Origin of the sequence: Bacillus sp. MD-5, from assembly GCF_002201875.1 — a bacterium.
GTDB classification, from domain to species: Bacteria; Bacillota; Bacilli; order Bacillales; family Bacillaceae; genus Bacillus; species Bacillus stercoris.
In genome coordinates, this window is the sequence record NZ_CP021911.1 from 515,317 (window position 1) to 529,186 (window position 13,870).

A 13,870-nucleotide genomic window follows, 5' to 3' on the forward strand; every position below is an offset into this window, starting at 1 on the left:
CAGTTTGAAAATTCCCAACATTCGGATTAGGAGGCCTTCCGTGAATATTGTGAAGAATGAACTTTTATATGAAGGAAAAGCAAAAAAGATTTACAAAACCGATGACGAAAACACGCTGTATGTTGTGTATAAAGACTCCGCCACTGCCTTTAACGGCGAGAAAAAAGCAGAAATCAGCGGAAAAGGACGCTTAAATAACGAGATTTCAAGCTTGATTTTCAAACATCTTCATACAAAGGGCATTAACAATCACTTTATCGAGCGCATTTCGGAAACGGAGCAGCTCATTCAAAAGGTAACGATCGTGCCGCTTGAAGTCGTCGTCAGAAATGTTGTGGCAGGAAGCATGTCCAAACGTCTCGGCATTCCAGAAGGCACGGAACTTGAACAGCCGATTATCGAGTTTTACTACAAAGATGACGCGCTGGGTGATCCGCTCATCACCGAAGATCATATTTGGCTTTTGAAGGCGGCGACTCCTGAGCAGGTAGAGACCATTAAGTCCATTACAAAAACAGTAAATGAAGAGCTTCAAAGCATTTTCGACGATTGTCATGTCAGATTAATAGATTTCAAGCTTGAATTCGGTTTAGATGCAGAAGGGCAAGTGCTTTTGGCGGATGAAATTTCTCCTGACACATGCCGCTTGTGGGATAAAGAAACGAACGAAAAGCTGGACAAAGATTTATTCAGACGCAATCTGGGAAGCTTAACCGACGCATACGAAGAGATTTTCAAAAGACTGGGAGGCATTCATCATGTATAAAGTAAAAGTTTATGTCAGCTTAAAAGAAAGTGTACTAGATCCACAAGGGAGCGCTGTCCAGCATGCCTTGCACAGTATGACTTACAACGAAGTTCAAGATGTGCGCATCGGGAAATACATGGAGCTTACCATTGAAAAATCTGACCGTGATCTTGACGTGCTGGTGAAAGAAATGTGCGAAAAACTTCTTGCAAATACAGTGATTGAAGATTACAGATATGAAGTTGAGGAGGTAGTCGCACAGTGAAATTTGCGGTGATTGTGTTACCTGGCTCCAACTGTGATATCGATATGTATCATGCTGTAAAGGATGAGCTCGGCCATGAAGTGGAATACGTCTGGCATGAGGAAACAAGTCTTGACGGCTTCGACGGCGTGTTAATTCCGGGAGGATTTTCTTACGGCGATTACTTAAGATGCGGCGCCATCGCCCGATTTGCGAATATTATGCCAGCTGTCAAACAGGCGGCGGCTGAAGGAAAACCTGTTCTTGGCGTCTGCAACGGATTCCAGATTTTACAGGAGCTTGGGCTTCTGCCAGGCGCAATGAGACGCAACAAAGATTTGAAGTTCATTTGCCGTCCGGTTGAATTGATTGTGCAGAACGATGAAACATTATTCACAGCTTCCTACGAAAAGGGACAATCGATTACAATCCCGGTTGCCCATGGTGAAGGGAATTTCTACTGTGATGACGAGACGCTTGCTTCATTAAAGGAAAACAATCAAATTGCTTTCACATACGGCTCTAATATTAATGGAAGTGTCAGCGACATTGCCGGTGTCGTGAATGAGAAAGGCAATGTATTAGGCATGATGCCTCACCCTGAGCGCGCGGTCGATGAACTGCTTGGAAGCGCCGACGGTCTTAAATTGTTCCAGTCTATCGTGAAAAATTGGAGGGAAACTCATGTCACTACTGCTTGAACCAAGTAAAGAACAAATAAAAGAAGAGAAACTATATCAGCAAATGGGTGTCAGTGATGATGAGTTTGCATTGATAGAATCCATTCTTGGAAGATTGCCGAACTACACTGAAATCGGAATTTTTTCTGTCATGTGGTCTGAGCATTGCAGCTACAAAAACTCAAAGCCGATTTTGCGTAAATTCCCGACAAGCGGCGAGCGTGTGCTGCAGGGGCCGGGGGAAGGCGCCGGAATCGTTGATATCGGTGATAACCAAGCGGTTGTCTTCAAAATTGAATCACATAACCACCCATCAGCTCTAGAGCCTTACCAAGGCGCTGCCACTGGTGTAGGCGGAATCATCCGTGACGTATTCTCGATGGGTGCTCGTCCAATCGCTGTATTGAACTCTCTTCGATTTGGTGAACTGACTTCACCGCGAGTGAAGTACTTGTTTGAAGAAGTAGTAGCGGGTATCGCCGGATACGGCAACTGTATCGGCATCCCGACAGTCGGCGGAGAGGTGCAGTTTGACAGCAGCTATGAAGGAAATCCGCTTGTCAATGCCATGTGCGTCGGTTTAATCAATCATGAAGACATCAAAAAAGGCCAGGCGAAGGGTGTCGGCAATACCGTAATGTACGTAGGAGCGAAAACAGGGCGTGACGGAATCCACGGCGCTACGTTTGCTTCTGAAGAGATGTCAGACTCATCTGAAGAAAAGCGTTCTGCTGTCCAAGTCGGCGATCCGTTTATGGAGAAGCTTTTGCTTGAAGCATGTCTGGAAGTCATCCAATGCGACGCCTTAGTCGGCATTCAGGATATGGGAGCTGCCGGTTTAACAAGCTCAAGTGCAGAAATGGCAAGTAAAGCCGGCTCTGGTATTGAAATGAACCTTGACCTGATTCCTCAGCGCGAAACAGGCATGAGCGCGTATGAAATGATGCTTTCTGAATCACAGGAACGGATGCTTTTGGTCATCGAGCGCGGACGTGAGCAAGAAATCATCGATATTTTTGATAAGTACGATCTTGAAGCGGTTTCTGTCGGACGTGTGACAGATGATAAAATGCTTCGCCTGACACACAAAGGAGAGGTTGTGTGCGAGCTGCCTGTTGATGCCTTGGCAGAAGAAGCACCGGTTTACCATAAACCTTCTCAAGAGCCTGCTTACTATCGCGAGTTTTTGGAAACGGACGTTCCTGCCCCGCAAATTGAAGATGCGAATGAAACGCTGAAGGCGCTTCTTCAGCAGCCGACGATTGCGAGCAAAGAGTGGGTTTACGACCAGTATGACTACATGGTGCGCACGAATACAGTTGTCGCTCCCGGGTCTGATGCTGGTGTTCTCAGAATCCGCGGAACGAAAAAAGCGCTGGCGATGACGACAGACTGTAACGCGCGTTATCTCTATCTTGATCCTGAAGTCGGCGGGAAAATTGCTGTTGCTGAAGCGGCACGCAATATCATTTGCTCAGGCGCAGAACCGCTTGCAGTCACGGATAACCTTAACTTCGGAAATCCGGAGAAGCCGGAAATCTTCTGGCAGATCGAAAAAGCGGCTGACGGCATCAGCGAGGCGTGCAATGTTCTCAGCACACCGGTTATTGGCGGAAACGTATCACTTTATAACGAATCAAACGGTACAGCGATCTACCCGACACCTGTTATTGGCATGGTCGGCTTAATTGAAGATACAGCACACATTACTACACAGCATTTCAAACAAGCGGGCGATCTTGTGTACGTGATTGGCGAAACAAAACCAGAGTTTGCCGGAAGCGAGCTGCAAAAAATGACAGAAGGCCGCATTTACGGCAAAGCGCCGCAAATCAATCTTGATGTCGAACTGTCACGCCAAAGAGCACTGCTTGAAGCGATTAAAAAAGGCTTCGTTCAATCTGCGCATGATGTGTCTGAAGGCGGCCTAGGCGTAGCGATTGCGGAAAGTGTCATGACGACGGAAAACCTTGGCGCTAACGTAACTGTAGAAGGGGAAGCAGCGTTATTATTCTCTGAATCTCAATCCCGTTTCGTTGTTTCAGTGAAAAAAGAACACCAAGCAGCGTTTGAAGCAGCTGTAAAAGATGCGGTTCATATTGGTGAGGTAACGGCTGACGGAATTCTGGCGATTCAAAACCAAGACGGACAACAAATGATTCATGCGCAAACGAAAGAGCTTGAACGCGCATGGAAAGGAGCTATCCCATGCTTGCTGAAATCAAAGGCTTAAATGAAGAATGCGGCGTATTTGGGATTTGGGGGCATGAAGAAGCCCCGCAGATCACATATTACGGTCTCCATAGCCTTCAGCACCGAGGACAGGAAGGTGCGGGCATCGTAGCGACTGATGGTGAAAAACTGACGGCGCACAAAGGCCAAGGGCTGATCACTGAAGTATTTCAAAATGGCGAACTCAGCAAAGTAAAGGGAAAAGGCGCTATCGGGCATGTTCGGTACGCAACGGCTGGAGGCGGCGGATACGAAAATGTTCAGCCGCTCCTCTTCCGTTCCCAAAACAACGGCAGCCTGGCGCTTGCTCATAACGGAAACCTTGTCAACGCCACTCAGCTGAAGCAGCAGCTCGAAAATCAAGGGAGCATTTTTCAAACCTCTTCGGATACAGAGGTTTTGGCCCATCTGATCAAAAGAAGCGGCCACTTCACACTGAAGGATCAAATTAAAAACTCGCTTTCCATGCTGAAAGGCGCCTACGCGTTTCTGATCATGACAGAGACCGAAATGATTGTCGCGCTTGACCCGAACGGGCTTAGACCGCTGTCGATCGGCATGATGGGCGACGCTTATGTGGTCGCATCGGAAACATGCGCATTTGATGTTGTCGGCGCAACGTACCTTCGTGAGGTAGAACCGGGTGAGATGCTGATCATCAATGATGAAGGCATGAAATCAGAGCGTTTTTCCATGAATATCAATCGTTCTATTTGCAGCATGGAGTACATTTATTTCTCCAGACCAGACAGCAATATTGACGGTATTAATGTGCACAGTGCCCGTAAAAACCTTGGGAAAATGCTGGCTCAGGAATCCGCAGTTGAAGCTGACGTCGTAACCGGGGTTCCAGATTCCAGTATTTCAGCGGCAATCGGCTATGCAGAGGCAACAGGCATTCCGTATGAGCTCGGCTTAATCAAAAACCGGTATGTTGGCAGAACGTTTATTCAGCCGTCCCAGGCTCTGCGTGAGCAAGGCGTCAGAATGAAGCTGTCTGCGGTGCGCGGGGTTGTAGAAGGCAAACGCGTCGTGATGGTGGATGATTCGATCGTACGCGGAACAACTAGCCGCCGGATTGTCACGATGCTGAGAGAAGCGGGTGCGACAGAGGTGCATGTGAAAATCAGTTCACCGCCGATCGCTCATCCGTGCTTTTATGGCATTGACACTTCCACACATGAAGAACTGATCGCGTCTTCGCATTCTGTTGAAGAAATCCGTCAGGAAATCGGAGCTGATACCCTCTCATTTTTGAGTGTGGAAGGGCTGCTGAAAGGCATCGGCAGAAAATACGATGACTCGAATTGCGGACAGTGTCTCGCTTGCTTTACAGGAAAATATCCGACTGAAATTTACCAGGATACAGTGCTTCCTCATGTGAAAGAAGCAGTATTAACCAAATAAAACTTGAAAATGACATAAAGGCAGCGCAGTTCGGCTGCCTTTCTCTTTCTGCCCTCTTTAGGGGAGATATTTTGAAAAGCGCCTTAAAGGAGTGAATAGGATGTCTGAAGCATATAAAAACGCAGGGGTTGACATCGAAGCCGGATATGAAGCTGTAAAACGAATGAAAAAACACGTGGAGCGCACGAAACGGCTTGGCGTTATGGGCAGCCTTGGCGGTTTTGGCGGCATGTTTGACCTGTCTGAGCTTTCTTATCAAAAGCCAGTTCTCATTTCGGGAACGGACGGTGTCGGCACAAAATTAAAGCTCGCTTTTTCCATGGATAAGCATGACACGATTGGCGTGGACGCTGTTGCGATGTGTGTCAATGACGTGCTGGCACAAGGTGCAGAGCCGTTGTTTTTCCTCGATTATTTAGCGGTTGGCAAAGCGGACCCTGTGAAAATTGAACAGATTGTACAAGGTGTGGCGGACGGCTGTGAGCAGTCAGGTTCAGCCTTAGTCGGCGGTGAAACGGCTGAAATGCCGGGGCTCTATACAGCTGATGAATACGATATTGCCGGTTTCTCAGTCGGAGTGGCAGAAAAGGACGAAATCGTAACCGGTGAAAACATCAAAGAGGGCCATCTCTTGATCGGCCTCAGCTCCAGCGGCCTTCACAGCAACGGATTTTCCCTTGTCAGAAAAGTGCTTCTGGATGATGCGGAGCTGGACCTTGATACAACATATGAGCCGTTTGAACGCCCGCTTGGCGAGGAGTTGCTTGAACCGACAAGAATTTACGTGAAGCCTGTGCTCGCCGCAGTCAAAAGCGGAAAAATCGACGGCATGGCGCACGTCACAGGCGGAGGATTTATCGAAAATATCCCGCGCATGCTTCCAGAAGGCTTAAGTGCGGAAATCGATCACGGCTCATGGCCGATCCCGCCGATTTTCTCTTTCCTGCAAGAGTACGGCAAGCTGAAGGAAGAAGACATGTTTAACGTCTTTAATATGGGGATCGGCTTTGTTTTGGCAGTCAAAGAAGAGCATTTGACAGATGTGATCGGAACGCTTGAAAGCCATGGCGAAAAAGCCTATTTGATCGGGCGTGTGAAAAAAGGCCAAGGCGTCACATTTGGCGGTGCGGCACTTTCATGAAAAAGATTGCGGTATTTGCATCAGGAAACGGTTCAAACTTCGAAGCCATCGTCACGCGTTTGAAGGAGGAGAACTGGGATGCGTCAGTAGCGCTCCTCGTTTGCGACAAACCGCAGGCGAAAGTCATCGAACGGGCGGAAGCATTCCACATTCCATCCTTTGCATTTGAGCCGAAGTCTTATGAAAACAAGGCTGCATTTGAACAAGCCATTATTGAACAGCTTCGTCTTCACGAGGTTGAATTGATTGTTCTTGCCGGCTATATGAGGCTGATCGGTGATACGCTCCTTCAAGCATATGGAGGAAAAATCATTAATATTCACCCGTCGCTTCTTCCCGCGTTTCCTGGAATCGACGCAGTCGGACAGGCGTTCCGAGCGGGTGTGAAGGTGGCCGGAATCACCGTGCATTATGTCGATGAAGGAATGGATACAGGTCCGATCATCGCTCAAAAGGCAATCGAAATTGATGAACATGATACATTGGAAACAATCGAACAGCGAATTCACAAGCTTGAGCATAAATGGTATCCGAGTGTGATTAAACAGCTATTAGGATTAAATAACAGAGGTGAAAAGGCATGACCATTAAACGTGCATTAATCAGTGTTTCAGATAAAACAAATCTCGTTCCTTTCGTAAAAGAACTGACAGAGCTTGGCGTTGAAGTCATCTCCACAGGCGGAACGAAAAAGCTTCTTCAAGAAAACGGTGTGGATGTGATCGGAATTTCTGAAGTGACAGGATTTCCTGAAATTATGGACGGCCGGTTAAAAACCCTTCACCCGAATATTCACGGCGGTCTTCTGGCGGTTCGCGGCAATGAAGAACATATGGCGCAGATCAATGAACACGGGATACAGCCGATTGACCTCGTTGTCGTCAACCTCTATCCATTTAAAGAAACGATTTCTAAAGAAGACGTCACTTATGAAGAAGCGATTGAAAATATCGACATCGGCGGACCAGGCATGCTGCGTGCGGCATCAAAGAACCATCAGGATGTGACGGTTATCGTCGATCCGGCCGATTACAGCCCAGTGCTGAAGCAAATCAAAGAAGAAGGCAGCGTATCTCTTCAGAAAAAACGCGAGCTCGCGGCAAAAGTATTCCGTCATACTGCGGCATATGATGCACTGATCGCTGACTATCTGACAGACGTTGTCGGTGAAAAAGAACCAGAGCAATTCACTGTAACATTTGAGAGAAAACAATCGCTTCGCTACGGAGAAAACCCGCATCAGGAAGCAACATTCTATCAAACAGCACTTCCTGTTAAAGGCTCCATTGCGCAAGCAGAACAGCTTCACGGAAAAGAGCTTTCTTACAATAATATTAAAGACGCGGACGCGGCAGTTCAAATCGTTCGTGAATTCACTGAGCCGGCTGCGGTTGCTGTGAAGCATATGAATCCGTGCGGCGTAGGAACGGGAAAAACGATCGCCGAAGCGTTTGACAGAGCGTTTGAAGCGGATAAAACATCTATCTTCGGCGGCATTATCGCGCTGAACCGTGAAGTGGACAAGGCAACTGCCGAAGCGCTTCACAACATTTTCTTAGAAATCATCATTGCGCCTTCATTCAGCCAAGAAGCGCTTGACATCCTGACTGCGAAGAAAAATCTTCGTCTACTGACGCTTGACGTATCTGCTGCTGTTCAAAAGGAAAAACAGCTGACATCCGTTCAAGGCGGGCTGCTGATTCAAGATTTAGATATGCACGGCTTCGATGATGCGGAGATCAGCATTCCGACAAAAAGAGAGCCGAACGAGCAAGAGTGGGAGGACTTGAAGCTTGCTTGGAAAGTCGTGAAGCATGTGAAATCAAATGCGATCGTTCTCGCGAAGGACAACATGACAGTCGGCGTGGGAGCAGGCCAAATGAACCGCGTCGGATCAGCGAAAATCGCAATCGAGCAAGCAGGAGAAAAAGCGAAGGGCAGCGCGCTCGGTTCGGATGCATATTTCCCAATGCCAGATACTGTCGAAGAAGCGGCAAAAGCGAGCGTTACAGCCATCATTCAGCCAGGCGGATCAATCCGTGATGAGGATTCCATCAAAAAAGCGGATGAATACGGCATTGCCATGGTCTTCACCGGCATCAGACACTTCAAACATTAAGGGGATGAAAACGACGTGAATGTATTAATTATCGGTAAAGGCGGAAGAGAGCATACGCTGGCATGGAAGGCAGCGCAAAGCAGCCTCGTCGAGAATGTATTTGCCGCTCCCGGAAATGACGGCATGGCAGCTTCCGCACAGCTTGTAAACATTGAGGAAAGCGACCACGCAGGGCTTGTCTCATTTGCAAAAGAAAATCAGGTCGCCCTGACCATTGTCGGCCCTGAGGTTCCTTTAATTGAAGGTCTGGTGGATGAATTCGAAAAAGCGGGCTTGCGTGTGTTCGGCCCGTCAAAAGCTGCGGCGATCATCGAAGGAAGCAAACAGTTCGCTAAGGATTTAATGAAGAAATACGACATTCCGACCGCAGAATACGACACGTTTACATCCTTTGAAGAGGCGAAGGCATATGTGCAGGAAAAAGGCGCTCCGATTGTTATAAAAGCAGATGGACTCGCAGCTGGAAAGGGCGTTACTGTTGCTATGACAGAGGAAGAAGCAATCGCATGTCTGCATGATTTTCTTGAGGATGAAAAGTTTGGTGATGCGAGCGCGTCTGTTGTCATTGAAGAATACCTTTCTGGTGAAGAATTTTCTTTAATGGCCTTTGTCAAAGGAGAAAAGGTGTATCCAATGGTGATCGCCCAGGATCACAAACGTGCGTTTGACGGAGACAAAGGCCCGAACACGGGCGGAATGGGGGCTTACTCTCCAGTTCCGCAAATTTCGGAAGAAACGGTCCGCCATGCGGTAGAAACCATCGTGAAGCCGGCCGCCAAAGCAATGGTACAAGAAGGCCGTTCCTTCACTGGCGTTTTGTACGCTGGATTGATGCTCACTGAAAACGGCTCGAAGGTTATCGAATTTAATGCCCGCTTTGGCGATCCGGAAACACAGGTCGTGCTTCCGCGCATGGAATCTGATCTGGTACAGGTGCTTCTTGATCTTTTAGATAATAAGGAAGTTGACTTAAGATGGAAGGATACCGCGGCTGTTAGTGTTGTGCTTGCATCAGAAGGGTATCCGGAAAGCTACGCAAAAGGCACGCCGATCGGCAGCCTTGCAGCGGAAACCGAGCAGGTCGTGGTCTTCCATGCCGGAACGAAAGCAGAGGGCGGAGAGTTCGTTACAAACGGGGGCCGCGTCGCCAATGTGACGGCTTTTGATGAAACGTTTGAAGCGGCTAGAGAACGAGTGTACAAAGCGGTTGATGAAATATTCAAACCGGGACTCTTTTTCAGAAAAGATATTGGGGCACGCGCTTTAAAGGCTGCCCAAAAATAAGTGAGGAAAACCCGCAGATTAAGCTGCGGGTTTTTTGTTACATAAAAGCGGGATGGTGAGCGGAAGAAGAAAGCACAACAAGCGTGGTTGGTTTTCCATGGGCCATCGAGGCGTCAATAAAATCTTCAAGCGTATGTACCGATTCTGTCACGACCTTTGTCACATAGCTGTACATACCCGTGATACGGTGGTTTTCTGCTACATCAGGATGCGATGTTGCAAAGGCAGCGTAGTGCTTGCAGCTTTTCGGCTCCATGAGAATAAAAGCGGTGACATGCTTGTTTAGTTTTTCGTAACAGATATTCGCGCTGTAGCCGGTAATCACTCCCTTGTCTTCAAGCTTCCTGACACGCTCCGCCGCGCTTGGCGAGCTGAGTCCGACAAGCTTTCCAAGCTCAACCATCGTTAATCTGCCATTTCGCTGCAAATGCGAGATAATCTGAAGGTCTGTATCGTCCATTTGTCTGGCTCCTTTACATATTTAGGCGAATGAATGAAAATTCCTTTGATCATAAGGTAATGCTGTTGATTTAGCTTCATTGTAGCATATGGATGCCGTCTTATTTTTTCTATAATAAAGCCATCAATCAGAGAGGAGGCATCATGTTGCCAGAATTACAGCGTTCTATTACTTGGATACAAGGGACGGCGTTAACGATTGGAGCCGTTTTAGGTTGCGGGATATTAATCCTGCCGTCTGTAACAGCTGACGCAGCCGGTCCCGCTTCTTTATTTGTTTGGGTGTTCATGTCCTTCTTATCTTTTCTTCTTGTCGGCACGCTGGCCCGGCTTGTGAAAATAGCGCCCAGCGCGGGAGGAATCACGGCTTATGTGCAGCTGGCCTTTCAGAAAAAAGCCGGGGCTATTTTGGGCTGGATCATGTTAGGGTCCGTTCCGATCGGCGTTCCCATCATCGCTTTGACTGGCGCGCATTACGTCAGTTACGTCACAGAGGCGGCGGATTGGCAGGTTACATCGATTGCTGGTTGTATGCTGGCTATATCTATTTTGCTTCATATGAGAGGGATTGAACTATCCGCAAACATCAGTACACTCGTTATATGTGTCATCGTATTTCTGCTTGTCACTTCTATTGCTGTGTCATTGCCACACGTCACGATAGCAGAATTCAAGCCGTTTCTTCCGCATGGCTGGTCTGCCGCGGGATCTGTTTCAGTTATGATTTTTTTCTCTTTTGTAGGCTGGGAAATGATTACCCCGTTGGCTGAGGAATTTTATCGCCCTGAAAAAGATGTCCCGCTCAGCTTGTTTTTGGCAGCGTCTTGTGTGGCAGGGCTGTATATCATGCTGTCATTTGTGACGGTGGGGACTCATTCATATGAGGAGAATGGAGAAATTGCATCGCTTGCCATGCTCATCTCAAAAGGAGCAGGAGAAAGCGGTGTATACGTCACGGTATGTTTAGCGCTCTTTATTACATTCGCCACCATACACGCCAATATTGCTGGTTTTTCAAGAATGGTGTACGCATTGGCGAGAGAGGGGCACATACCCGTATTTTTTGGAAAACTAAGTGCGACAAAACGTACGCCTATCCGTGTTTTGACCGCGATGGCCGCGGTGTTTGGCTTAGTGCTTGCAGCGCATGGCCTGTTTCAAATCGATTTGACGACTCTGTTGAAAGGGCCGAGCGCGGCTTTCATCGCATCTTACATATGTACATTGGCGGCAGCACTGAAACTCCTGAGCTGGAGAGATTCGGGCTGGTGGATGGCGCTCGGGGCGTTTGTGGCGTGCGCAGTGATTTACTCATTCAGCGGCTGGGCGCTTCTTTATCCCGCAGTGCTGGCAGCTGCAGGATATTTCTATATGAAAACAAAGGGTGGGCATAAAAAAAAGCTCGATCACGTTTCGTGATCAAGCTTTTTCATTTATCCGTTTTGCTGGCCGTTATTTCCAGAATCGCTGTTTTGAAACATGTAGGTCACAGGACAGAATCGCAGGATTCCCGAACCCGCTTTCATGGCCCCCATAAAGATGTAAAAGAGATGCATTCTGCACCAAGGTTTTTTCGTAAACTTTGCGCTCGCGGCTGACATAATCGTCAATCCGCAGGCGATTCTGAAGACGGCATTGATGAGACTGATGTTTGGCTTCATGGAAATCCGCTCCTTTTTACTTGAAAAAGTTTTTTAATTGAACCTTCAAAAATTTGTAACGTTTTTATCGTGCGTGATGAGGAAGGATGTGATACCATGAGTCTAATACATATAAAGGAGAGTATGTGAATGTCCGAACGCACCTTTAACTGGAAAAACAAAGACATCAGGGCACAGGTTGATGTTGTAGACTCAAAGCTGCTTCCAACGCTCCTTTTACGGAATGCTCTCGTCTTAAATCCATATGTAAAACAATGGCTGAAAAAAAACATTTGGATTTATCAGGACCGCATTGTTTATGTGGGTCATGAACTTCCGAATAGAGCCGAAAAAATTCATACGATTGATTGTGAAGGAAAATACATTGTGCCGGGTTATATTGAACCGCACGCACATCCTTTTCAAATATATAATCCCCAAACACTGGCGGAATATGTGTCTCAATACGGAACCACGACATTTGTGAATGATAATTTATTTTTGCTTTTGCAAAGCGGAAAAAAGAAAGCGCTTACGATTTTGAATGAACTCAAAAAGCAGCCTGTCCAGTATTTCTGGTGGTCACGCTATGACCTCCAGACAGAGGTTTTGAACGAGGACCACGTTCTTCCGTTTGATGTCAGAAAACAGTGGATTGAACATCCGGATGTGATTCAAGGCGGAGAAATGACCGGATGGCCTCGCCTTGTAGATGGTGATGATTTAATGCTCCACTGCATGCAAGCTACAAAGAAACAAAGAAAACGCATTGAAGGGCATTTTCCCGGCGCTTCTGATAAAACGCTTACAAAAATGAAGCTGTTCGGAGCGGATTGCGATCATGAAGCGATGACAGGTGATGAAGTGATGAGAAGGCTGGAACTGGGCTATTATGTTTCCCTTCGGAACTCTTCCATTCGCCCTGATGTAAGAAAAATCTTGCAGGAGCTGCATGAGAAGGGCTTCTGCTATTATGACCACTTCTTTTACACGACAGACGGCGCGACGCCGAATTTCTATAAAGGCGGCATGACAAACGAGCTGATCCGCATTGCGTTAGAAGAAGGCGTACCTGCAATTGACGCCTACAATATGGCATCATTTAATATTGCGAAGTATTACCAAATGGATGATTATTTAGGAGTTGTCGGACCTGGCAGACTGGCTTCGCTGAACATACTGGAAGACCCGCTAAATCCAAATCCCGTGACTGTTCTGTCAAAAGGGACCGTCCTGCGAGAAGACGGCTGTGATTTGAAGGCGTTTACAAAGACGGACTGGAACAAAGGCGGTCTTGTCCCGCTTGAGCTTTCATATGATATGACGATGGATGATTTGCAGTTTTCCATGCCGATGGGCGTGAAAATGCGGAATGCGGTCATTATGGAGCCGTATATGATTGAGATCGACAATTCGATGGAACAGCTCTCATTTGACCATGATGAAAGTTATTTGACAATGCTTGATAAACATGGAAAATGGCGCGTCAATACAATGATAAAAGGCTTTGCCTCAAGCGTGCAGGGATTTGTTAGCTCCTTTACGACGACTGGCGATATTGTCGCGATTGGTAAAAATAAAGCGGATATGCTGCTCGCTTTCGCCCGCATGAAAGAGATCGGGGGAGGAATCGTTCTGGCGGAAAACGGGAACATTCTGTATGAAATTCCCCTTTCGCTGTGCGGCTGCGCCTCTTCAGAAGCATATGAAGTCGTGCTTGAGAAGGAACAGAAGCTGAGAGATCTTTTGACAGAAAGAGGCTACAAATTTAGTGATCCCGTCTATACGCTGCTCTTTTTGCAAAGTACGCACCTTCCGTATATACGCATTACGCCGAGAGGAATCTTCGACGTCATGAAAAAAACTGTACTCTTTCCATCGATAATGCGTTAAAATATAAAAGAGCGGGGAGCCGA

At 47.3% G+C, this 13,870-nt stretch carries 13 protein-coding genes; 11 read left to right on the forward strand and 2 right to left on the reverse strand.

Features of this window, described 5'->3' with window-relative positions:
- Window positions 1-40: 40 nt before the first annotated feature.
- The 9 genes from purC to purD all read left to right on the forward strand — a co-directional run bounded on the left by purC (window position 41) and on the right by purD (window position 9,855).
- A complete protein-coding gene (gene purC, locus CDO84_RS02555) occupies window positions 41-766 on the forward strand; it encodes a phosphoribosylaminoimidazolesuccinocarboxamide synthase (RefSeq protein WP_014663061.1) in 726 nt (241 codons plus the stop codon).
- A complete protein-coding gene (purS, locus tag CDO84_RS02560) occupies window positions 759-1,013 on the forward strand; it encodes a phosphoribosylformylglycinamidine synthase subunit PurS (RefSeq protein WP_003219409.1) in 255 nt (84 codons plus the stop codon). The genes purC and purS overlap by 8 nt, the downstream gene beginning before the upstream one ends.
- A complete protein-coding gene (gene purQ, locus CDO84_RS02565; protein WP_014663062.1) occupies window positions 1,010-1,693 on the forward strand; it encodes a phosphoribosylformylglycinamidine synthase subunit PurQ in 684 nt (227 codons plus the stop codon). Before purS ends, purQ begins: the two co-directional genes overlap by 4 nt.
- The gene (purL, locus tag CDO84_RS02570; protein ID WP_014663063.1) at window positions 1,677-3,905 is read left to right on the forward strand and encodes a phosphoribosylformylglycinamidine synthase subunit PurL; all 2,229 of its coding nucleotides are present in this window, start codon (window positions 1,677-1,679) and stop codon (window positions 3,903-3,905) included. Before purQ ends, purL begins: the two co-directional genes overlap by 17 nt.
- Complete coding sequence (purF, locus tag CDO84_RS02575) at window positions 3,881-5,311, forward strand: amidophosphoribosyltransferase (RefSeq protein WP_003233947.1); 1,431 nt, start codon at window positions 3,881-3,883, stop codon at window positions 5,309-5,311. The genes purL and purF overlap by 25 nt, the downstream gene beginning before the upstream one ends.
- A 100-nt stretch (window positions 5,312-5,411) precedes the next feature.
- Window positions 5,412-6,452 (forward strand): phosphoribosylformylglycinamidine cyclo-ligase, encoded by a 1,041-nt coding sequence (purM, locus tag CDO84_RS02580; protein WP_040083960.1) that lies wholly within the window; start codon window positions 5,412-5,414, stop codon window positions 6,450-6,452.
- Window positions 6,449-7,036, forward strand: coding sequence for a phosphoribosylglycinamide formyltransferase (gene purN / locus CDO84_RS02585; protein ID WP_014663065.1), 588 nt, complete (start codon window positions 6,449-6,451; stop codon window positions 7,034-7,036). Before purM ends, purN begins: the two co-directional genes overlap by 4 nt.
- Window positions 7,033-8,571 carry a bifunctional phosphoribosylaminoimidazolecarboxamide formyltransferase/IMP cyclohydrolase gene (gene purH / locus CDO84_RS02590; RefSeq protein ID WP_040083959.1) on the forward strand — a complete coding sequence of 513 codons (1,539 nt, stop codon included), beginning with the start codon at window positions 7,033-7,035 and terminating at the stop codon, window positions 8,569-8,571. The genes purN and purH overlap by 4 nt, the downstream gene beginning before the upstream one ends.
- Window positions 8,572-8,586: 15 nt before the next feature.
- Entirely contained in the window at window positions 8,587-9,855 is a 1,269-nt protein-coding gene (gene purD / locus CDO84_RS02595; protein WP_040083957.1) for a phosphoribosylamine--glycine ligase, read from the forward strand.
- Between the two features lie 37 nt (window positions 9,856-9,892).
- Here purD and CDO84_RS02600 read toward each other — a convergent pair whose 3' ends face one another.
- Window positions 9,893-10,315 carry an Lrp/AsnC family transcriptional regulator gene (locus CDO84_RS02600; RefSeq protein ID WP_040083956.1) on the reverse strand — a complete coding sequence of 141 codons (423 nt, stop codon included), beginning with the start codon at window positions 10,313-10,315 and terminating at the stop codon, window positions 9,893-9,895.
- A gap of 143 nt (window positions 10,316-10,458) precedes the next feature.
- On the opposite strand from CDO84_RS02600, the gene CDO84_RS02605 reads away from it, so the two are divergent.
- Window positions 10,459-11,733, forward strand: a complete 1,275-nt coding sequence (locus tag CDO84_RS02605) for an APC family permease (protein ID WP_040083955.1) — start codon at window positions 10,459-10,461, stop codon at window positions 11,731-11,733.
- 14 nt (window positions 11,734-11,747) lie between these two features.
- Here the strand turns inward: CDO84_RS02605 and CDO84_RS02610 are convergent, their stop codons facing one another.
- Window positions 11,748-11,975 carry a YgaP family membrane protein gene (locus CDO84_RS02610; RefSeq protein ID WP_040083954.1) on the reverse strand — a complete coding sequence of 76 codons (228 nt, stop codon included), beginning with the start codon at window positions 11,973-11,975 and terminating at the stop codon, window positions 11,748-11,750.
- Window positions 11,976-12,104: 129 nt separating this feature from the next.
- On the opposite strand from CDO84_RS02610, the gene CDO84_RS02615 reads away from it, so the two are divergent.
- Window positions 12,105-13,847 (forward strand): adenine deaminase, encoded by a 1,743-nt coding sequence (locus CDO84_RS02615; protein WP_040083952.1) that lies wholly within the window; start codon window positions 12,105-12,107, stop codon window positions 13,845-13,847.
- The last annotated feature ends 23 nt before the right edge of the window (window positions 13,848-13,870 follow it).